Source organism: Burkholderia sp. Ap-955, from assembly GCF_011753045.1.
Taxonomy (GTDB): domain Bacteria; phylum Pseudomonadota; class Gammaproteobacteria; order Burkholderiales; family Burkholderiaceae; genus Burkholderia; species Burkholderia lata_D.
The window spans coordinates 1-21,892 of sequence record NZ_VWWH01000087.1 but is presented as its reverse complement, the minus strand read 5'-3'; the positions used below and the strand labels follow the sequence as shown (position 1 = coordinate 21,892).

Below are 21,892 nucleotides of genomic sequence, written 5' to 3'. Positions count from 1 at the left end.
CGCGATTCGCGCCCATCTCGCGCATAGGTGGCACGGAAGCTGCTTTATAGGATTCGGTCGAATCGGGGCGCGCTGCGCCAAAGCAAGACCCCGGTCAGCTCGATAAACGAGGCGGTTCCCAGTCCGCCGGAATTGTTCAATCAGGAGAAGAGGTTATGAGTAAAACCGTCGCCGACGTCATGCAGCTCGTGAAGGACGAGGACGTCAAGTTTGTCGATTTCCGCTTCACGGATACGCGCGGCAAGGAACAGCACGTGTCGGTGCCGGTTTCGGCGTTTGACGAAGACAAGTTCGAAAGCGGCCATGCATTCGACGGCTCGTCGATCGCCGGCTGGAAGGGCATCGAGGCGTCGGACATGCTGCTCATGCCGGACCCGACCGCTGCCTTCATCGACCCGTTCTATGAAGAGTCGACCCTGGTGCTGACCTGCGACGTGGTCGAGCCGGCCGACGGCAAGGGCTACGAGCGCGACCCGCGTTCGCTCGCGAAGCGCGCGGAAGCGTACCTGAAGAGCACGGGCATCGGCGATACGGCCTACTTCGGTCCGGAACCGGAATTCTTCATTTTCGACTCGGTCCAGTGGAACACGGACATGTCGGGCTGCTTCGTGAAGATCAACTCGGAAGAAGCACCGTGGTCGGCCGGCAAGGAATTCGAAGGCGGCAACACGGGCCACCGTCCGGGCACGAAGGGCGGCTACTTCCCGGTCGCGCCGGTCGACACGTTCCAGGACATGCGTTCGGAAATGTGCCTGCTGCTCGAACAGCTCGGCATCCCGGTCGAAGTGCACCACCACGAAGTGGCGGGCCAGGGCCAGAACGAAATCGGCACGAAGTTCTCGACGCTGGTCCAGCGCGCCGACTGGACGCAATGGTCGAAGTACATCATCCATAACGTCGCGCACTCGTACGGCAAGACGGCAACCTTCATGCCGAAGCCGGTCGTCGGCGACAACGGTTCGGGCATGCACGTTCACCAGTCGATCTGGAAGGACGGCCAGAACCTGTTCGCGGGCAACGGCTATGCCGGCCTGTCGGAACTGGCGCTGTTCTACATCGGCGGCATCATCAAGCACGCCCGTGCACTGAACGCGATCACGAACCCGACGACGAACTCGTACAAGCGTCTGGTCCCGCACTTCGAAGCACCGGTCAAGCTCGCCTACTCGGCACGCAACCGTTCGGCATCGATCCGCATTCCGCACGTGTCGAACCCGAAGGGCCGCCGTATCGAAACGCGCTTCCCGGATCCGATGGCGAACCCGTACCTGTTGTTCTCGGCACTGATGATGGCAGGCCTCGACGGGATCCAGAACAAGATCCATCCGGGCGAAGCCGCGGACAAGAACCTGTACGACCTGCCGCCGGAAGAGGATGCAAAGATCCCGACCGTCTGCGCGGGCCTCGACCAGGCAATCGAAGCGCTCGACAAGGATCGCGAGTTCCTGACCCGTGGCGGCGTGTTCACGGACGGCATGCTCGACGCGTACCTCGCGCTGAAGGAGCAGGAGCTGGCGAAGTTCCGCATGACGACGCACCCGATCGAGTTCGAGATGTACTACTCGCTCTAATCGGCGATGGCGCTTCGATTCAGCGCCGTCATGCCGGTTCGTTCCCGTCGCGCGGCCTGCGGCGGGAACGGCGGAGTCTGAAAGGGGCGGCGTCCAGCCGTCCCTTTTTTGTTCCGGTGATTTTCCTTTTCTGGCCCGTTGAGGCGCGACAAGCACGCAGATGGTTCTGAAGAATCTGATCAAGGCGAGAACGGGGCAGCCCGAGCGACTGACGGACGACGAGCGGCTCGCACGCTCGGGCCTGCTGGCGGGGCTGGAAGCGCTGCCGACGGTCGTGATCGTGCTCGACCGCAAGACGCTGCGGATCGCGTTCGCGAATCCGTCTGCCGAGGCGATGCTCGACATTTCGCGCCGGCAGCTCGCGCAGCGGCCGTGGGGCGAGATTTTTCCGAATGCGAACGAGCTGGCATCGACGATCACCGCGATCGGCGAGGAACGCTTTCACGCGACGCACCTCGATACCGTGCTCGACCGGCCCGGCCGCGAACCGCTGCATGTGCACGCGATCGTCGGCTTTCTCGAGACCGCGCCCGATTTCGTGCTCGTCGAGCTGTTCGAGAACGAGCGGCAGTCGCGCACCGATCGCGAGGAGCGCATCCACGACCTGACCGCGGTCAACAAGCAGTTGATCCGCAACCTCGCGCACGAGATCAAGAATCCGCTCGGCGGCATTCGCGGCGCAGCCCAGTTGCTCGAATTCGAGCTCGGCGAGCGCGAGCGTGGCGAGTTGCGCGAATACACGCAGGTGATCATCAAGGAGTCCGACCGCCTGCAGACGCTCGTCGACCGGTTGCTGGAGCCGCACCGGCACCCGCACATCGTCGGCGACGTGAACATTCATGAAGTATGCGAACGCGTGCGCGCGGTGATGCTCGCGGAATTCCCGCGCGGGCTCACGATCGAGCGCGACTACGACGTGAGCGTGCCGGACCTGCGCGGCGACAAGGAGCAACTGATCCAGGCGCTGCTCAACATCGTGCGCAACGCCGCGCAGGCGCTGCGCGAACGCATCGCGCAGGGCGACGCGAAGATCGAGCTGCGCACGCGCATCGCGCGCAAGGTGACGATCGCGAAGCGCCTGTACCGGCTGGCACTGGACTTGCACGTGATCGACAACGGGCCCGGCATTCCGGAGGAAATCCGCGACCGGATCTTCTACCCGCTCGTGTCCGGGCGCGATGACGGCAGCGGCCTCGGCCTCACGCTCGCGCAGACGTTCGTGCAGCAACACGACGGGATGATCGAGGTCGAAAGCCGGCCCGGACGTACCGAATTTCAGATCCTGCTGCCGCTCGACCATTGAGCGGCAGCATGGCGATTCACCAGATTCACCAATATCTGACCGACCTATGAAGCCGATCTGGATAGTAGACGACGACCAATCGATCCGCTGGGTGCTCGAAAAGGCGCTCGCCCGGGACAGCTTCGCGACGAAGAGCTTCGCGAACGTGCGTGACGCGCTGGCCGCGCTCGACCACGAGACCCCGCAGGTGCTCGTATCCGACATCCGGATGCCGGGCGGCTCGGGCCTCGAGTTGCTGCAGGCGATGCACGAGCGCCTGCCGGGCCTGCCCGTCATCATCATGACGGCGTTCTCCGATCTCGACAGCGCCGTCGCGGCGTTCCAGGGCGGCGCGTTCGAATATCTCGCGAAGCCGTTCGACGTCGACAAGGCGGTCGAACTGATCCGCCGCGCGGTGGAAGAAAGCCTGCGCGGCGGCGCGCCGCAGGACGAGCGCGTGGCCGAGGCGCCCGAGATGCTCGGCCAGGCGCCCGCGATGCAGGACATGTTCCGCGCGATCGGCCGCCTGTCGCACTCGGCCGCGACCGTGCTGATCACCGGCGAATCGGGCACCGGCAAGGAGCTCGTCGCGCGTGCGCTGCACCGTCACAGCCCGCGTGCGAACGGGCCGTTCATCGCGCTGAACACCGCGGCGATTCCGAAGGACCTGCTCGAATCCGAGCTGTTCGGCCATGAGCGCGGCGCGTTCACCGGCGCGCAGACGACGCGGCAGGGCCGCTTCGAGCAGGCCGAGAACGGCACGCTGTTCCTCGACGAAATCGGCGACATGCCGTTCGACCTGCAGACGCGCCTGTTGCGCGTGCTGTCGGACGGGCAGTTCTATCGGGTCGGCGGCCACAACCCGCTGCGCGCGAACGTGCGCGTGATCGCCGCGACGCACCAGAATCTCGAATCGCGCGTGCGGCAGGGGTTGTTCCGCGAGGACCTTTACCACCGGCTCAACGTGATCCGGCTGCGCCTGCCGCCGCTGCGCGAACGCAGCGAGGACATCGCGCTGCTCACGCGCCACTTCCTGCAGAAGAGCGCGCGCGATCTCGGTGTCGAGCCGAAGCGCGTGTCCGACGAAGCGCTGGCTTATCTCACGTCGCTGGCGTTTCCCGGCAACGTGCGCCAGCTCGAGAACCTCGCGAACTGGCTGACCGTGATGGCGCCCGCGCAGACGGTCGAGATCAAGGACCTGCCGCCCGACCTCGTGCCGGCCGGTGCGCCGGTGGTCGCGACGGGCGACGGTGCGGATGCGCGCGGCAGCGGTGGCGAGACGGCGCTCGCGCAACCGGCGATCGGTGTCGCAGCGGGGGCGTCCGCGCCCGTCGGGGCGGCGCCGAACGGCGGTGCGCCGGCTGGCTATCCGGTCTGGGAGCATGGCTTGCGTACCGAGGTCGCACGGCTGTTGCGCGAGAACTCGGCCGACGTGATGGACGAACTCGCACGCCGCTTCGAGGCGGCCGTGATCCGTGAGGCGCTCGACTTCACGCGCGGCCGCAAGGTCGAGGCCGCGGAGCGGCTCGGCATCGGCCGCAACACGATCACGCGCAAGATCCAGGAACTCCATCTGGAGCCCTGAGCACGATTTGCGGCATGCGCGGGCGTCGCGCATGCCGCGATCGGACATAATCGCGGTTTGCACGCCGTTTGCCATTCCGCCGATCCTCAATGTCCGATTCCTTCCGCTGGCCCGCCGGGGCCGACCCGTTCCGTTTCCTCGAAGCGCTCGACAGCAAGCGCGCCCGCACGTGGGTCGACGAGCAGAATGCGCGCACGCGCGCCGCGCTGCGTGACGACGACGCGTATCGCGCGCTGACGGCGCGCCTCGCCAAAGCGTACCTGCCGCGCGAACGTCCGGTGATTCCGACCCGCTGGCGCGACTGGGCCTACGACCTGTGGCAGGACGATCTTCATCCGAAGGGGCTGTGGCGCCGCACGCGCTGGGACGACTGGCGCGCGGGAAAACCGGCGTGGGAAACGCTGCTCGACGTCGACGCGCTCGGTGCGGAGGAGGGCGAGTCGTGGGTGTTCGAGCAGGACGCGATCCTGTACCCGGACGGCGATCGCGCGCTGCTGTCGCTGTCGCCGGGCGGCGCCGATGCGGTCGTCGTGCGCGAATTCGATCTCGTCGAACGCCGTTTCGTCGACGGCGGCTTCACGATCGACGAGCCGGGACATCACACGGTCGGCTGGATCGATCGCGATACCGTCTACGTGAGCTGGGATCGCGGCGAAGCGCACGCAACCGCGGCCGGCTATCCGTATGAAGCGCGGCGCTGGGTGCGTGGCACCGCGCTCGCCGATGCGCCCGTCGTCTTCCGCGGCGAACCCGACGACATCAGCGCGGGTGCGGGATACGATCCGATCGACAACCGTCACGTCGCGTGGCGCAGCGTCGATTTCTTCGACGCACATGCGTACCGCTTGACGGAGACGGGCGAGTGGGTGCGCTACGACGTACCGACCCACGTCGAGGTCGGATTCTGGGAAGGCTGGCTCATGCTGGAGCCGCGCCTCGACTGGGATTGCGACGGCGTGCGCCATGCGGGCGGCTCGCTGCTCGCGATCCGCGAGCAGGCGTTTCTGGCCGGGTCGCGCGAACTCACGACGCTGTTCGCGCCGCAACCGTCGACGTCCGCATGCACGTGGACGCACACGCGCACGACGCTGATCGCGAGCTGGCTCGACGACGTGCACAATCGCACGATGCTGTGGCAGCCGAGCCAGGCCGACGACGGTACGTGGACGTGGGACGCGCAGCCGTTCGAGTGGCCGGGGCCGGGCGATGCGCAAATCGACGTCGAGCCCGTCGAGTCGACGCTGAACGACGAGATTTACGTGGACGTCGACACGTATCTCGATCCGCCCGAATGCTGGCTGGCCGATCTTGCGGATCGCGCGGACGATGCGCCGTCGCGCCGCGTGCTGCTCGACCGGCCGCCGGTGCAGTTCGACGCGGCCGGGCTCGTCGTGCGCCGCGCGAGCGCGCGTTCGCAAGACGGCACGATGGTGCCGTACACGCTGATCGGGCCGCGCGATGCGCTCGACGTGGCCGACGGCGCCGCGCGTGTCGCGCGGCCGTGCCTGCTGTCGGGCTATGGCGGCTTTGCGATTCCGAACCTGCCGGGCTACAGCGATGCGTTCGGTATCGGCTGGCTCGAGCGCGGCGGCGTGATGGCGTTCGCGCACATCCGCGGCGGCGGCGAGTTCGGGCCGCGCTGGCACGTCGATGCGCAGCGCGAACACCGCCAGCGCTCCTTCGACGATTTCATCGCGGTAGCCGAGGATCTGGCCGCGACCGGCGTGACGACCACCGCGCAGCTCGGCATCGAGGGGGGGAGCAACGGCGGGCTGCTGGTCGCCGCGTGCATGGTGCAGCGGCCGGCGCTGTTCGGCGCGGTGCTCTGCCGCGTGCCGCTGCTCGACATGCAGCGTTATCCGAAGCTGCACGCGGGCGCCGCTTGGCTCGACGAGTACGGCGATCCGGACGATCCGCACGAAGGGGCGGCGCTGGCCGCATATTCGCCGTATCACCGCGTGCGCGAAGGCGTCACGTATCCGCCGCTACTGCTGACGACGTCGACGCGCGACGACCGCGTGCATCCGGCGCACGCACGCAAGATGGCCGCGCGCATGCAGGCGCTCGGTCACGAACGGGTGTGGTACTGGGAGAACACCGACGGCGGCCACGGCAACGCCGACGATCTGGAACGCGCGGAGGCCGATGCGGCCGAATTCGGATTCCTGTGGGCCCATCTCGGGCCGGCGCCCGCGCGGCGCTGAACGCGCGCGGGCTGCCCGGGACATCAGCCGACGACCGCGACGACGGGCGTGTGGTCGGACGGCTGTTCCCACGTGCGCGGCGCGCGATCGACTTCGCACGACGTGCAGGTTGCCGCGAGCGCCGGCGATAGCAGCACGTGGTCGATGCGCAGCCCCGCGTTGCGGCGGAACGCCATCATCCGGTAGTCCCACCACGTGAAGGTCTTCTCCGGCTGTTCGAAGCGGCGGAACGCGTCGACGAAACCCAGCTCGATCAGTTGCGCGAAGTGGGCGCGCTCCTGCGGCGACACGAGGTTCTGGCCTTCCCATTTCGCCGGGTCGTGCACGTCGCGGTCTTCCGGCGCGATGTTGTAGTCGCCGAGCAGCGCGAGCTTCGGGTAGCGCTGCATCTCGGCGCTCAGCCACGCATGCAGTGCGTCGAGCCACTGCATCTTGTAGACGAACTTGTCGGAGTCGGGCGCCTGGCCGTTCGGGAAATAGGCGGACACGATGCGCACGCCTTCGACCGTCACGGCGATCACGCGCTGCTGCGGATCGTCGAAGCCGGGGATGTTGCGCACGACGTCCGATTCGTCGACGGCGAGCGTGTCGCGCACGAGGATCGCGACGCCGTTGTAGGTCCTCTGGCCCGTGAACCAGCTGCGGTAGCCGATGGCCTCGAGATCGGCGCGCGGATACTTCTCGTCCGGCAGCTTCAGTTCCTGCAGGCACAGCACGTCGGTTCCGCTGTGCGCGAGCCAGTCGAGCACATGCTGCTTGCGGACGTTGAGCGAGTTGACGTTCCAGGTGGCGATTTTCATGAACGGAGTGTGCGTGCGGGGTAAATGCGAAGGCCGCCATCTTACCGCGAGCACGCCGCGCGAACGCGCGCATCATGCGCGGCGGGAGAGGCGCCGCGCGCGGCCGTTTCGATGAACCGAGAAGAAATTGTGACAAAAGTGTTGACGTGAGTACTCCCTCACCCTATAATTTATTTCTCTGACGCGGGGTGGAGCAGTCTGGCAGCTCGTCGGGCTCATAACCCGAAGGTCGTAGGTTCAAATCCTACCCCCGCAACCAAGCACACCAGGCGATGTGCAGCGCAAGTGACCGATGCGCACTTCGTCTACGAAAAACCCGGCTTCGTGCCGGGTTTTTTGTTTTCCGGCGCCGAAACGCGATGCGGCATGCGCCGCATGCGCAGGCCCGTGCAGATCTGCCGGGCCCTTTCCGATCAGCGCGTGCCGTCGGGCGCCGTGTCCGGTTGCGTATCGGTATCGCGGCTGCGTGCGAAGTCGACCAAATCCTTCGGATATACCAGCCGATCGCGCAGGCTGCTGTCGTCGAGCGCCAGCAGATAGGCTGCCGCGGCCGCTTCGACGGCCCAATAGCCGAAATAGATCTTTCTGCCTTTACCCTTCACACCGACGTCGAGATGCCCGTCGTGCCACGTTGCGTCGTGCATCGCCGGATACCAGGTGTCGAGATAGGTGGCAATGTCGTCGATAGATTCCGCCTTCGTGTCGCGGTAAAAGCTGAAGACGAGCGGACGATACGGGACGTCGTGATACCACTGGTCGACATCGGCGCGGCCTTCGAGTTCGTACGCGAGCAGGTCTTCGTACAGCGTATCGCGGGCGCGATAGGCGGGATCGAACATCGCGACGATGCGCGGCAGCAGGTCGCGGCGATGCAGCAGGTAACAGAAACCGATCAGTTGCATCACGGTCTCGTAGTCTTCGATGCTGTCGAACCAGAGTGGCGGCTGGCGATCGTTTTCCTCGTGCGCGCGGCACGCGTCGGTGCAGCGCTCGTACGCGGCGATCACCGGTTCGAGCGCATCGCGCAGCAGCGTCAGGTCCATGCCGCTCGTGTACATGAGCAGGAAGCGCGGGTAGTAACCGGACACGAGATGGCGTGCGGTCAGCGCCTTCTGTTCGTTTTCGGTGCTGCCCACCGGCGAGATGTTTTCCGACCAGTACGCGACGCGCTCGTCCAGATACGGCTGCAGCCAGTCGAAATAGTCCTCGCTCAGGAATCGCTGGCGCCGCTTCGCACGAAACGCGTCGGAGCCGCTGGCGTCGCAGCGCAGGTCGTCGGCCAACAATCTGCCCGACGCGACGAAATCGTCGTAGGTCGTGTCGCGAGGCGGCTGCTGTCGCGAGAAGTACGCGTGAGACAAGCCGCCGAAGCCGAATCCCCAGACCCAGTCACCCGGCCCGTTGATCCCGAGCAGATGCCGTACGCCTCGCGCGTCGTTGGCTGCGATGCACGCCTGGATCTGCATCCAGGTCGCGTGGCAGGATTCGCGGGTGGTTGCGATGAAGTCGTCATCGTCGGACAGCCACGACAACTCGTCGAGATTGGCCGAAAAGCCCGCAGGCTCGCCGTTTTCCGTCAGGCGCGCCGCCTGCTCGCCGAGGTACCGGGCTGCGCCGTCGAGCTGACGTGCCAGCCACGGTGTCTCGCCGCGCCGCGCATGCTGTCCAAGGAAGGTGGAGAGCGTACCCAGCCGCGCCACGGCGGCGTCGGCATCGCTGGTCAGGTTGTCGGTGCCCGCATCGCCGAATACGCGCTGATCGGCGATCGCCGCGCCTCGGGTACCGTTGGCCAGCAGGATGCGCCACAGGGTCGGGAAGTGGTTGTTGGCCTCGGCGACCTGGGTCATGCGAGCGCCGTTGCCCGAGTTGCTCCGAAGGTACAGCCATGCGCGATTTCCCATGCGGCGAATCGTCCTGATCGGGTGAGGTAGGGTCGAGGTCGATATCCTAACAAGCTGTTCGGCGCGACGCGTTGCGAACGCTTGGCCGCATGCGTCGAGGTTCGTCCGCCGGCTGGTCGGGAGCGGATCGATCGGTGTATGCGGCTGGCCGCGGATTTCAGTGAAGCCGCCGTATCGGTGGCAGGTGCCGCGTGCGTGTCAGCGCGCCGCCCACTCGACGGCCGCCTTCGCATGCAGCGCGGTCGTATCGAATACCGGCAGCGGCGAGTCGTCCGCACCGATCAGCAGCGTGATTTCCGTGCAGCCGAGGATCACGGCCTGCGCACCGCGCGCGGCCAGTTCGTCGATGATCGATACATAGGTCGCGCGAGATTCCGGCGAGACGATGCCGTGGCACAGCTCGTCGTAGATGATCCGGTGCACGTCGTCGCGCCCGCGTTCGTCTGGCACCAGCACGTCGAGCCCGAACTTCTCGCGCAGCCGCTCCGCGTAGAACGGCAACTCCATCGTGTAGCGCGTGCCGAGCAGCGCGACGCGCTCGACGCCCGCGTCGCGCAATGCGTTGCCGGTCGGATCGGCGATGTGCAGGAACGGCACCGTCACCGCGGCTTCGATCGCGTCGTGCACGCGATGCATCGTATTCGTCGTCAGGACGACGAGATCGGCGCCGGCCGCTTCGAGTTGCCGCGCGGCGTCGGCCATCCGTTCGCCGAGCGCCGCCCAGTCGTGCGTGCGCTGCAGCGCTTCGATCTCCGCGAAATCCACCGTGACCAGCACGCTCTTCGCGTTGTGGTGTCCGCCGTGCAATGCCTTCGAGTGCCGGTTGATCATCCGGTAGTACTCTGCCGACGATTCCCAGCTCATGCCGCCGATCAGTCCGATCGTCTTCATCCGTCACCTTTGCGTTTCGTGTATCGCGGCAGACGAGTATAGGTGCCGCTGCGCGTGCCCGGCCGGTACGATCCGCGCAAACCGGGCCGGTACGGCGCAGTTGGTTGCGGACGGCCGGTTGCGGACGGCCGGTTGCGGACGGCCGGTGCGGACGGCCGGCCCCGGGCGTACGCGGCGGTTGAAACCGGCACTGTGTTTTTGTACAGTATCGACACCGTGAACCCGACCACCATCCCGCCTGCCGATCCGCACGCGTCGCCGCCCGGCGACGCGCCGCCGCGCATGCGCAAGATCATTCATTGCGACTGCGACTGCTTCTACGCGTCGGTCGAGATGCGCGACGACCCGTCGCTGCGCAACCGGCCGCTCGCCGTCGGCGGCCGGCCCGACCAGCGCGGCGTGATCGCGACCTGCAACTACGAGGCGCGGCGCTACGGCGTGCATTCGGCAATGTCGTCGGCGCTGGCGATGCGCAAGTGTCCGGACCTGCTGATCCTGCCGTCCGCGATGGACAAGTACCGCGCGGCGTCGCGGCAGATCATGGCGATCTATCGCGACTACACGCCGGACGTCGAGCCGCTGTCGCTCGACGAGGCGTACCTCGACGTCAGCGGGTCGGAGCGGTGCCAGGGCAGTGCCACGCTGATTGCGCGCGAGATCCGCCAGCGCGTGTTCGACACGGTCGGCGTCACCGTGTCGGCCGGCGTCGCGCCGAACAAGTTCATCGCGAAGATCGCGTCCGACTGGAACAAGCCTGACGGGCTGTTCGTCGTGCGGCCGAACGAGATCGACGCGTTCGTCGCGGCGCTGCCGGTGCGCAAGCTGCATGGCGTCGGCAAGGTGACGGCCACGCGGCTCGACCGGCTCGGCATCCAGACCTGCGCGCAGTTGCGCGACTGGCCGCTGATCGACCTGCACCGCGAATTCGGCGCGTTCGGGCGGCGGTTGTACGAACTGTCGCGCGGAATCGACGAGCGGCGCGTGCAAGCCGACCAGGAGCGCAAGTCGGTCAGCGTCGAGACGACCTACGTGACCGACCTGACGACGCTCGAGCAGTGCGCGGACGAAATCCGCCGCCTCGTCGTGCAGCTCGACGCGCGGATCGAACGGGCGGGCGCCGCGCGGTCGATTCGCAAGCTGTACGTGAAGATCCGCTTCGCCGATTTCCAGCGCACGACGGTCGAGTGCGTGGCCGATGCGACGAATGCGGACACGGCCGTCACGCTGCTCGCGAAGGGGCTGCAACGGCGTGCACAGGCGGTGCGGCTGCTCGGCGTCGGCGTGCGCATCGACGAAGATACCGCCGAGCGCCACGGACAGTTCTCGCTGTTCGACGACGCGTCGCCGGCACCATGAAAAAAGCACCGCCGAAGCGGTGCTTTGTTTCCATGCAGCAGAAAGGGCCAGGCGGCGCGCTTAGTGCGCGGGCGCGGCCATCCCGTTGTGGCGCAGCAGTGCATCGATCTGCGGCTCGCGGCCGCGGAATGCCTTGAACGAATCCATCGCCGGGCGGCTGCCGCCGACCTCGAGGATTTCGCGGCGATAGCGCGTGCCGGTCGCCGCATCGAGCACGCTGCCGCTTGCGGCAGCCGCTTCCTCGAACGCCGCATACGCGTCGGCCGACAGCACCTCGGCCCACTTGTAGCTGTAATAGCCGGCCGCGTAACCGCCCGCGAAGATGTGGCTGAACGTGTTTGGCCAGCGCGAGAAGGGGGCCTGCGGGATCACGTGATAGCGCTCGTTGATCTCGCGCGCGAATTCGGTCACGCCGGTGGCGCCCGCCGGGTCGAAGTCGACGTGCAGCAGCATGTCGAACATCGAGAACACGATCTGGCGCAGCGTGCCGAGCCCGCTCTGGAAGTTCTTCGCCGCGATCATCTTGTCGAACAGCTCGCGCGGCAGCGTGGCGCCCGTGTCGACGTGCGACGACATCGACGACAGCACGTCCCATTCCCAGCAGAAGTTTTCCATGAACTGCGACGGCAGCTCGACGGCATCCCATTCGACGCCGTTGATGCCCGACACGCCGAGCTCGTCGACCCGCGTGAGCATGTGGTGCAGCCCGTGGCCGAATTCATGGAACAGCGTGATGACTTCGTCGTGCGTGAAGCACGCGGGCTTGCCGCCGACCGGCGCCGAGAAGTTGCAGGTGAGATACGCGACCGGCGTCTGCACGGAGCTGCCGCGCTTCGCGCGCGAACGCGCGTCGTCCATCCATGCGCCGCCGCGCTTGCCTTCGCGTGCGTACAGGTCGAGATAGAACTGCGCGACGAGCGAGCCGTCGCGGTTCTCGACGCGGAAGAAACGCACGTCCTTGTGCCACACCGGCGCGTCGTCCGGCTTGATCTGCACGCCGAACAGCGTCTCGGTGACGGTGAACAGGCCCTTCAGCGCGGCCGGCTCCGGGAAGTACTGCTTGACCTCGTTTTCCGAGAACGCGTAGCGCTGCTGGCGCAGCTTTTCGGCCGCGAATGCGACGTCCCACGGCGCGAGTTCGGCGAGGCCGAGTTCCTTCGCGGCGAACGTGCGCAGCTCGTCCCAGTCCTTGTCCGCGTGCGGGCGCGCGCGTGTCGCGAGATCCTCGAGGAACGCGATCACCTGCTGCGGCGATTCGGCCATCTTCGGCGCGAGCGACACTTCGGCGAAGTTGCGGAAGCCGAGCATCAGCGCCTCTTCGCGGCGCAGCTTCAGCGCATCGGCGACGATTGCCGTGTTGTCCCATTCGGCCTTGCCGTCGCCGTACTGCGGCCCGAGTTCCGATGCGCGCGTCGCATAGGCGCGGTAGAGCGTCTCGCGCAGTGTGCGGTTGTCGGCGTATTGCAGCACCGGGAAGTACGACGGGAAATGCAGCGTGAATTTCCAGCCTTCCTTGGCATCCTTTTGCGCGGCTTCGCGGGCGGCCTCGATCGCGTCGCCGGGCAGGCCGGCCAGATCGGCCTCGTCCTGCACGAAATACGCGTACGCGTTGGTCGCGTCGAGCACGTGATCGGAGAATGCCTTCGACAGCGCGGCCTGCTGTTCCTGCAGTTCGGCGAAGCGCGGCTTCTGGTCTTCGGGCAGCTCGGCGCCCGACAGGCGGAAATCGCGCAGCGCGTTGTCGAGGATCTTCTTGCGTTCGGTGGACAGCGTTGCGTATTCGGCGCTTGCGGCGATCGCCTTGTACTTCTCGTACAGCGCGAGGTTCTGGCCGACGCTCGACCAGAATTCGGTCACGCGCGGCAGGTTCTCGCCATAGGCGGCCCGCAGTTCGGGCGTATCGGCGACCGCGTTCAGGTGGCCGACGATGCCCCACGCGCGACCGAGCGGCTCCGTCGCGCGCTCGACCGTCTCGACGACTGCAGCCCAGGTTGCCGGCGTCGCGGCTGCGCTTGCCGTCTCGACCGCACGGTTGGCGTCATCGAGCAGCGTGTCGAGCGCGGGCGTCACGTGTTCCGGGCGGATCTCGCCGAAGCGGGGCAGGCCCGAGAAATCGAGCAGCGGGTTGGTGTTGGCGCTGGCGGACATAAGACTCCCTGTCTGTTGCCGGATGAACCGGAGTGAAAAGGGTAGGGCGCGCAAGGCAACGCGGCGCCCGATATCGACATTATTGGGGCGCATCGCGCGCTTTCCAATCGTTAGTTTCTAACGACGCGATTGGTGCGGGGTCGAATGGGGGAGAAGCGTCGGGTGGCGCGGCCGACAGGATGCGGCCGGTGAGGCGCCGGCGCGCGGAACCGCGCGCCGGCTAAATGGGGCAGGCGCTCAGGCGGCCGCGTCGGCGGCGCGCTCGGCGGCTTCGATCGTGTTGATCAGCAGCATCGTGATGGTCATCGGGCCGACACCACCCGGCACCGGCGTGATGTGGCCGGCCACTTCCTTCACACCGGCGAAGTCGACGTCGCCGCACAGCTTGCCGGCGTCGTCGCGGTTCATGCCGACGTCGATCACCGTCGCGCCGGGCTTCACCATGTCGGCGGTCAGGATGTTGCGCTTGCCGACCGCGGCGACCACGATGTCGGCCTGCCGCGTGTGCGCGGCGAGGTCGCGCGTCTTGCTGTGGCAGATCGTCACGGTCGCGCCGGCGTCGAGCAGCATCATCGCCATCGGCTTGCCGACGATGTTCGAGCGACCGATCACGACCGCGTTCGCGCCCTGCAGCGGGATGTCGTGCGCCTCGAACATCTTCATCACGCCGTACGGCGTGCACGGGCGGAACAGCGGCTTGCCGGTCATCAGCGCGCCGGCGTTCGCGACGTGGAAGCCGTCGACGTCTTTCTCCGGCGCGATCGCCTCGAGCACCTTGTGGCTGTCGATGTGCTTGGGCAGCGGCAGTTGCACGAGGATGCCGTGGATCTTCGGATCGCGGTTCAGCGCGTCGATGCGCGCGAGCAGGTCGGCTTCCGACAGCGTGTCCGGGTACGCATCCTTCAGCGAAAAGAAGCCGTTGTCCTCGCACGCCTTGATCTTGTTGCGCACGTAGACTTCGCTCGCCGGGTTGGCGCCGACGAGGATCACCGCGAGACCGGGCTGGTGGCCGCGTGCGGTCAGGGCGGCGGCGCGTTCGGCGGCCTGTGCGCGCAGGGTCTTCGAAAGGGCGTTGCCGTCGATGAGGAGGGCTGTCATGGTGGTGGTCCTGCCGGGAAGTTGGAATGCGGTCGTGCGGCGCCCGAAGCGTCGCAGCAAAGCACGCGATTATACCGTTCGCCTGCCGCCGTCCGACAACGAATAAGCAGGAAGCGTCATGGCCGCGGCGCTCACGCGCCGGGAGAAAGGCCGCCGCCGCGCGAGTGGGCCGCATCGCGCGGGGCGGCCAGGACTGGCTGCGGGCCGGGCGGACAGCGCTGCCGCGGCCCGGCGCTCGCTCAGGCCTGCTTCTTCGACAGCGCGAGGCGCAGCAGGTCGGCCACCGTGTTGACGTTGAGCTTTTCCATGATGTTCGCGCGGTGCGCTTCGACCGTCTTGATGCTGATGCCGAGATCGTCGGCGATCTGCTTGTTCAGACGGCCTGCGATGATCCGTTCGAGCACCTGCTGCTCGCGCGCGGTCAGCTTCGACAGGCGTTCGCTCGCGGCACGCTGTTCCTGGACGCTCTTGCTTTCGCTTCGGGCCTTGTCGAGCATCCGCTCGACGAGCTTGCGCAGCTCCGCTTCGTCGAACGGTTTCTCGATAAAGTCCATCGCACCCTTTTTCATCGTCGAGACGGCCATCGGCACGTCGCCGTGACCCGTGACGAAGATGATCGGCAGCGCGGCATTGTCGGCAATCAGGCGCTCCTGCAGTTCGAGGCCGCTCATGCCCGACATCCGGACGTCGAGGATCAGGCACGCGATCTGGCCGGCCTGCTGGGCAGGCTGGTAGGCATCGAGGAACTGCTCGGCGCTCGAGAAGCATTGCACGCGATAGCCGTTCGCCTCCAGCAGCCAGCGCAGCGAGTCCCGTACGGCCTCGTCGTCGTCGACGACAAAGACGGTTTCCTGAGTGGTGGTGACAGGGCTATTCATAGTTCTCCCGTAACGGTATGTGATGCCGATGCCTCGCGCCCCCCTTGGCCGAGATCAGCGGGTTCCCCAATGGGCAGGCTGCAGTGGAACGTTGCGCCGGATATGCGGCCATCCGGCTCGACGTTGTTGACCACCCACAGACGCCCCCGATGCGATTCGATGATCGAACGGCAGATATTCAGCCCCATGCCCATGCCGTCGGACTTGGTGCTGTAAAACGGTTCAAACAGGCGCTCGGCGCTCGCTTCGTCGACGCCCGGGCCCTGGTCGATCACGCGGATGTCGACGAAGCCCGCGTCGATGTCGGCGACGACGCGGATCACGCCGTCCACCGACGCCGGCTTCACGTCGGCCATTGCCTCGGCCGCGTTCTTCATCAGGTTCACGAGCACCTGCTCGATCAGCACGGGGTCGACATAAATAATAGGCATTCTTGCGAGGATTTCCGTGACGATCCGGATCCTGCGCTTCCTGGCCTCGATTTCGGCGAGCCCGACCGCGTCGGCGACGATGTCCGCGACCCGCGCCGGCTGGCGCTTCGGCTCGCTGCGCTTCACGAATTCGCGGATCCGCTTGACGATCATCCCCGCGCGCAGCGCCTGCTGCGCGGTCTTTTCCAGCGCGGGCTGCAGCGTCTCCGGCGTGCCGCGGCCGCTCTTCACGAGCGCGAGCGTGCCCGAGCAGTAGTTGTTGATCGCGGCGAGCGGCTGGTTCAATTCGTGAGCAATCGACGACGCCATTTCACCCATCGTCATCAATCGGCTCGTGAACTGCAGCTTCTCTTCCTGCTGGTGCGCGAGTTCCTGTGCCTTCTTGCGGGTCGTGATGTCGGTCGCGATCTGCATCTGCGCGAGGTGGCCGTCCACCCACTGGATGTACTGCCGGCGTACCTCGAACCACTTCTGGATGCTCTCGACGTACACCTCCTGCGCATCGGCGGTGCTGCTCGTCAGCGCGGCGGCCGGCAGGCCCGCGAACGCGTCGACCATGTCGATCGAGTCGGACGATGCCTGCGCGCGGTCGAAGCCGCCGCCCGACAGCTCGAGATGGCCGTCCGGACGAATGCCGAACAGGTGGCGGTAGTAGCGGTTCGCGAACAGCAGCTCGGCTTCGTCGGCGGCCAGCACCGACACCGCGGCGTCGAGGCTTTCGAGCACCGTCGTGAAGCGCTCGTGCGCGGCCGCGAGTTCCTCGCGCGCACGTTTCGGCTCGGTGATGTCGGTCATCGACGACATCCAGCCGGTCTGGCGGCCCGAGCTGTCGATCAGCGGCGACACGTACAGGCGCGCATGGAACAGCGTGCCGTTCTTGCGCCGCACGCGCAGCTCGAAGCCCGAGCTCGGCGCCTTGCCGCGCAGCGTCATGTCGAGCTGGCGCTGCATTTCCGGGTACGCGTCGCGCGGCCAGTACGGGAACGGCGCGACCTTGCCGACGAGATCGGTTTCGTCCCAGCCCGTCATCCGGCAGAACGCGGGGTTCACGTGCGTGATGCGGCCGTGCATGTCGAGCACGCGCATGCCGATCAGCACCGAGTTCTCCATCGCGCGGCGGAAGAACGCTTCCGCGTACAGCGCCTGCTGCGCCTCGAAGCGCTGGCGCGTGTGTTTCCACAGGCTCCAGAGGCTCCACAGCACAAAGCACGACAGGCCTGCGACGAGCCATACGAGCGTGTTGTTGGTCAGGTTCGTGAGCTGCGGGAATGCGTACACGCGCACGGTCAGCCCCTGGCCGGGCGGATCGAGCGGCAGGTCGTAGTGCGAGTCGCGCGGCAGGCGCGGGCGCGTCGACGTGGACGACAGCTCGCGGTTGTTCGCGTCGGTGATCGAGATCTTGTACTTCGACGACAACTCCTGCGGGATGTCGTGCTTCAGGATGCCTTCGACCGAGAACACCGCGGCGATCGAGCCGAGGTACTCGCGGTCGCCGCGCATCACGGGTGTCTGCAGCGTGATGAAGCCGTTGCCGAAGTCGTCGTAGATCAGCGGCGAATACGCCTGGCGGCGCGTGCTGCGCGCCTCGTCGTACGCACCGCGCACGGCGTCCTGCATCTGCGCTTCGCCGGGCTTCGCGAGCCGCTGGCCGAGCAGCGGCGGATGCACGGTCGGCCAGCGCTGCACGCCGGGCGACGTGTACCAGTTCAGGTAGAGGATTTCCGGATGCGTTTGCATCACGTCCGCGACCGCCATCTGGAACGCGTTCTGGTCGAGGCGGCCGGAGGCGAGATCGCGCGACAGCGCCTGGAGTTGTTCCTGCGCGCCCGTCATCGACAGGCGGATCTGCTGCTGCGCCCACGCGACGTTACGGAAGAGGGTGTCTTCCTGCTGCTGCTGTTCGCGGCGATTGAGGCTCCACAGGATGAGGCTCATCACCACCAGGAACACCAGGATCGACAGCAGGGGCGTCAGCAAATAGGAATTGGACCACCACGGTCCGTGGTGCCAACGGGACGGCTGCGACTCCGCCGGCGGGCCCGACGGTCGCGCCGAGCGTGCGAAAAGCCGATCGGTCAACATGGCAGGATTGTAGCGCAGCGCAATACATGGAAAACCTATACCGGATATGTTGAACGGAAACGGATTTGTTCAGCCTCGACTCGCCGGAGAGCCCCGAAATATGGGTGCAGCGCAGCAATATTTCATATTGCGAGAAAAGATCTCACGATTCGAAAATTTTGTTGCGCAGGCCCGCGCACGCTCATTACAATCCGTCGGAGCTTGCCCGCAGCCGGTCGCGTCGCGTCGTCTGCACGAGAGCGATCCTCACATTCCAGGACCCAGGAGACGAGAATGTCCGCTGTACCGAACGAAGTGATGAAATATGTCGCCGCCGAACATGACGACGACCCGCAGGAAACCGTTGAATGGCTCGAGTCGCTCGACGGCGTGATCTCCTCCGTGGGCACTGGCCGCGCGCACTACCTGATCGAAAAGCAGATCGAATTCGCCCGCATGCACGGCGAACACCTGCCGTTTTCCGCGAATACCCCGTACATCAACACGATTCCGGTCGAAGCCCAGGCGAAGATTCCGGGTGACCAGGACCTCGAGCACCGCATCCGTTCGTACACGCGCTGGAACGCGCTGGCGATGGTGCTGCGCGCAGGCAAGGACACGAACGTCGGCGGCCACATCGCGTCGTTCGCGTCGGCCGCAACGCTCTATGACGTCGGCTACAACCACTTCTGGCACGCAGCGTCCGACCAGCATGGCGGCGATCTCGTGTTCGTGCAGGGCCACTCGTCGCCGGGCGTCTACTCGCGCGCGTTCCTGCTCGGCCGCCTGAAGGAAGAGCAGCTCGACAACTTCCGCCAGGAAGTCGACGGCAACGGCATTTCGTCGTACCCGCACCCGTGGCTGATGCCGGACTTCTGGCAGTTCCCGACCGTGTCGATGGGTCTCGGCCCGATCATGGCGATCTACCAGGCCCGCTTCATGAAGTACCTGGAAGCGCGCGGCATCACGAAGACCGAAGGCCGCAAGGTGTGGGCATTCCTCGGCGACGGCGAGACGGACGAGCCGGAATCGCTCGGCGCGATCGGGATGGCGAGCCGCGAGAAGCTCGACAACCTCGTGTTCGTGATCAACTGCAACCTGCAGCGTCTCGACGGCCCGGTGCGCGGTAACGGCAAGATCATCCAGGAACTCGAATCGGAGTTCCGCGGTGCCGGCTGGAACGTGATCAAGGTCATCTGGGGCAGCCGCTGGGATGCGCTGTTCGCGCGCGACAAGTCGGGCGCGCTGATGCGCCGCATGATGGAAGTCGTCGACGGCGAGTACCAGACGTACAAGTCGGAATCCGGCGCGTTCGTGCGCGAGCACTTCTTCAACACGCCTGAGCTGAAGGCGCTCGTCGCCGACTGGTCGGACGACGACATCTGGGCGCTGAACCGCGGCGGCCACGATCCGCACAAGATCTACGCGGCATTCCACGAAGCCACGAACACGAAGGGCGCGCCGACCGTCATCCTCGCGAAGACCATCAAGGGCTACGGGATGGGCGAGTCGGGCCAGGCGATGAACATCACGCACCAGCAGAAGAAGCTGCCGGTCGAGCAACTGAAGAAGTTCCGTGACCAGTTCCGCTTGCCGATCACCGACGAGCAGATCGCCGACGTGCCGTACCTGAAGTTCGAGGAAGGTTCGAAGGAACTCGAATACATGCGCAAGCAGCGCATGGACCTCGGCGGCTACCTGCCGCACCGCCGCGAGAAGGCGACGTCGCTGCCGGTGCCGGCGCTCGACGCGTTCGAGCCGCTGCTGAAGGGCACGGGCGAAGGCCGCGAGATCTCGACGACGATGGCGTTCGTGCGGATCCTGAACATCCTGCTGAAGGACAAGGCGCTCGGCAAGCGCGTCGTGCCGATCGTCCCGGACGAATCGCGTACGTTCGGCATGGAAGGCCTGTTCCGCCAGATCGGTATCTGGAACCAGGAAGGCCAGAAGTACGTGCCGGAAGATTCCGACCAGCTGATGTTCTACAAGGAATCGCAGACCGGCCAGATCCTGCAGGAAGGCATCAACGAAGCGGGCGGCATGTGCGACTGGATCGCTGCGGCGACGTCGTACTCGACGCACGGCGAGATCATGGTGCCGTTCTACATCTTCTACTCGATGTTCGGCTTCCAGCGGATCGGCGACCTGGCATGGGCCGCGGGCGACATGCGTTCGCGCGGCTTCCTGCTCGGCGGTACTGCGGGCCGCACGACGCTGAACGGCGAAGGCCTGCAGCACGAAGACGGTCACTCGCTCCTGTGGGCGGCATCGGTGCCGAACTGCGTGAGCTACGACCCGACCTTCGGCTACGAGCTCGCCGTGATCGTCCAGGACGGCCTGCGCCGGATGGTGGCGGACCAGGAAGACGTGTACTACTACATCACGGTGATGAACGAGAACTACGAGCACCCGGCGATTCCGCAGGGCGAGCACGTGGCGGCCGACATCATCAAGGGCATGTACGCGTTCAAGAAGGCCGACGCCGACAAGAATGCGCCGCGCGTCCAACTGCTCGGCGCGGGCACGATCTTCAACGAAGTGATCGCCGCCGCCGACCTGCTGAAGAACGACTGGGGCGTCGCCGCCGACCTGTGGAGCGTGCCGAGCTTCACCGAGCTGGCGCGTGAAGGCCACCAGGTCGAACGCTGGAACCTGCTCCATCCGACCGAAGAGCGTCGCCTGTCGCACGTGCAGAAGTGCCTGAAGGACACGCAGGGCCCGGTCATCGCGTCGACCGACTACGTCCGCGCGCTGGTCGACCAGATCCGCGGCCAGATCGATCGCCGCTTCGTCGTGCTGGGCACGGACGGCTTCGGCCGCTCGGATACCCGCGAGAAGCTGCGTCACTTCTTCGAAGTCGACCGTCACTGGGTCACCGTCGCCGCGCTCAACGCGCTGGCCGACGAGGGCACGATCGAGCGCAAGGTGGTCGCGGACGCGATCGCCAAGTACAACCTCGATCCGTCGAAGCCCAACCCGATGACCGTTTAACGCACACGCCGTGTGATGCCGCGCGCCGCCTCCGCGAGAGGCGTGCGCGGCCATGGAGACAGAAACAGATGAGTCAAGCGATCGAAGTGAAGGTGCCGGATATCGGCGATTACAAGGACGTGCCGGTGATCGAGATCGGCGTGAAGGTCGGCGATACCGTCGAACCGGAGCAGTCGCTCGTCACGCTCGAATCGGACAAGGCAACGATGGACGTGCCGAGCCCGGTCGGCGGCGTCGTGAAGGAAATCAAGGTCAAGGTGGGTGATTCCGTGTCGGAAGGCTCGTTGATCATCCTGCTCGAAGGCGGTGCCGCGGCGCAGGCGAACGGCGCGGCCGCGCCCGCTGCTGCTCCGGCTCCGGCGGCAGCGCCCGCTGCTGCAGCACCGGCGGCCGCCCCGGCAGCAGCCGGCGGTACGCTCGAAGTGAAGGTCCCCGACATCGGCGACTACAAGGATGTGCCGGTGATCGAGATCGGCGTGAAGGTTGGCGATACCGTCGAGAAGGAGCAGTCGCTCGTCACGCTCGAATCGGACAAGGCAACGATGGACGTGCCGAGCCCGGCTGCCGGCGTCGTGAAGGACATCAAGGTCAAGGTGGGCGATTCGGTGTCGGAAGGCACGCTGATCGTGCTGCTCGAAGCCGCCGGCGCAGCCGCCGCCGCACCGCAGGCGAGCGCACCGGCTCCGGCCGCTGCT

14 protein-coding genes and 1 tRNA gene are annotated in these 21,892 nt (G+C 66.3%); 8 read left to right on the top strand and 7 right to left on the bottom strand.

Translation table 11 applies throughout. The features are described from left to right. The first annotated feature begins 155 nt into the window (after positions 1-155). From glnA to F3J15_RS30410, 4 genes are all read left to right on the top strand, one after another. A complete protein-coding gene (gene glnA / locus F3J15_RS30425; protein ID WP_039364811.1) occupies positions 156-1,571 on the top strand; it encodes a type I glutamate--ammonia ligase in 1,416 nt (471 codons plus the stop codon). A 160-nt stretch (positions 1,572-1,731) separates the two neighbouring features. Then, entirely contained in the window at positions 1,732-2,874 is a 1,143-nt protein-coding gene (gene glnL / locus F3J15_RS30420; RefSeq protein WP_069248373.1) for a nitrogen regulation protein NR(II), read from the top strand. A gap of 46 nt (positions 2,875-2,920) precedes the next feature. Next, entirely contained in the window at positions 2,921-4,438 is a 1,518-nt protein-coding gene (gene ntrC / locus F3J15_RS30415) for a nitrogen regulation protein NR(I) (RefSeq protein WP_089445956.1), read from the top strand. Between the two features lie 89 nt (positions 4,439-4,527). Further along, complete coding sequence (locus F3J15_RS30410; protein ID WP_166895877.1) at positions 4,528-6,642, top strand: prolyl oligopeptidase family serine peptidase; 2,115 nt, start codon at positions 4,528-4,530, stop codon at positions 6,640-6,642. Positions 6,643-6,665: 23 nt separating this feature from the next. Here the strand turns inward: F3J15_RS30410 and xth are convergent, their stop codons facing one another. Continuing rightward, positions 6,666-7,442 (bottom strand): exodeoxyribonuclease III, encoded by a 777-nt coding sequence (gene xth / locus F3J15_RS30405; protein ID WP_166895875.1) that lies wholly within the window; start codon positions 7,440-7,442, stop codon positions 6,666-6,668. Between the two features lie 182 nt (positions 7,443-7,624). Between xth and F3J15_RS30400 the strand changes: the two genes are divergently transcribed. Beyond that, positions 7,625-7,701, top strand: a tRNA-Met gene (locus F3J15_RS30400). A gap of 154 nt (positions 7,702-7,855) precedes the next feature. Here F3J15_RS30400 and F3J15_RS30395 read toward each other — a convergent pair. Together F3J15_RS30395 and F3J15_RS30390 are read right to left on the bottom strand one after the other, a co-directional pair. After that, a complete protein-coding gene (locus tag F3J15_RS30395) occupies positions 7,856-9,289 on the bottom strand; it encodes a PoNe immunity protein domain-containing protein (RefSeq protein WP_240159042.1) in 1,434 nt (477 codons plus the stop codon). A 252-nt stretch (positions 9,290-9,541) separates the two neighbouring features. Further along, positions 9,542-10,234 carry an aspartate/glutamate racemase family protein gene (locus tag F3J15_RS30390; RefSeq protein WP_166895873.1) on the bottom strand — a complete coding sequence of 231 codons (693 nt, stop codon included), beginning with the start codon at positions 10,232-10,234 and terminating at the stop codon, positions 9,542-9,544. Positions 10,235-10,426: 192 nt separating this feature from the next. Between F3J15_RS30390 and dinB the strand changes: the two genes are divergently transcribed. Continuing rightward, entirely contained in the window at positions 10,427-11,590 is a 1,164-nt protein-coding gene (dinB, locus tag F3J15_RS30385; protein ID WP_166895871.1) for a DNA polymerase IV, read from the top strand. Between the two features lie 60 nt (positions 11,591-11,650). On the opposite strand, the gene F3J15_RS30380 is transcribed toward dinB, so the two are convergent. The 4 genes from F3J15_RS30380 to fixL form a co-directional block, all read right to left on the bottom strand. Beyond that, positions 11,651-13,738 carry a M3 family metallopeptidase gene (locus F3J15_RS30380; RefSeq protein WP_166895869.1) on the bottom strand — a complete coding sequence of 696 codons (2,088 nt, stop codon included), beginning with the start codon at positions 13,736-13,738 and terminating at the stop codon, positions 11,651-11,653. Positions 13,739-13,975: 237 nt separating this feature from the next. Then, entirely contained in the window at positions 13,976-14,836 is an 861-nt protein-coding gene (folD, locus tag F3J15_RS30375; RefSeq protein ID WP_089445950.1) for a bifunctional methylenetetrahydrofolate dehydrogenase/methenyltetrahydrofolate cyclohydrolase FolD, read from the bottom strand. A gap of 239 nt (positions 14,837-15,075) precedes the next feature. Then, positions 15,076-15,714: an oxygen response regulator transcription factor FixJ gene (fixJ, locus tag F3J15_RS30370; protein WP_006493245.1), complete on the bottom strand. Its 639-nt coding sequence runs from the start codon at positions 15,712-15,714 to the stop codon at positions 15,076-15,078. Then, positions 15,711-18,227, bottom strand: coding sequence for an oxygen sensor histidine kinase FixL (gene fixL / locus F3J15_RS30365; protein WP_089445949.1), 2,517 nt, complete (start codon positions 18,225-18,227; stop codon positions 15,711-15,713). The genes fixJ and fixL overlap by 4 nt, the downstream gene beginning before the upstream one ends. A gap of 273 nt (positions 18,228-18,500) precedes the next feature. Between fixL and aceE the strand changes: the two genes are divergently transcribed. Further along, positions 18,501-21,197: a pyruvate dehydrogenase (acetyl-transferring), homodimeric type gene (gene aceE, locus F3J15_RS30360; protein ID WP_089484254.1), complete on the top strand. Its 2,697-nt coding sequence runs from the start codon at positions 18,501-18,503 to the stop codon at positions 21,195-21,197. Positions 21,198-21,265: 68 nt separating this feature from the next. Further along, positions 21,266-21,892 (top strand): biotin/lipoyl-containing protein (locus F3J15_RS30355; protein ID WP_345891968.1); only part of this gene is annotated, 627 nt, incomplete at its 3' end.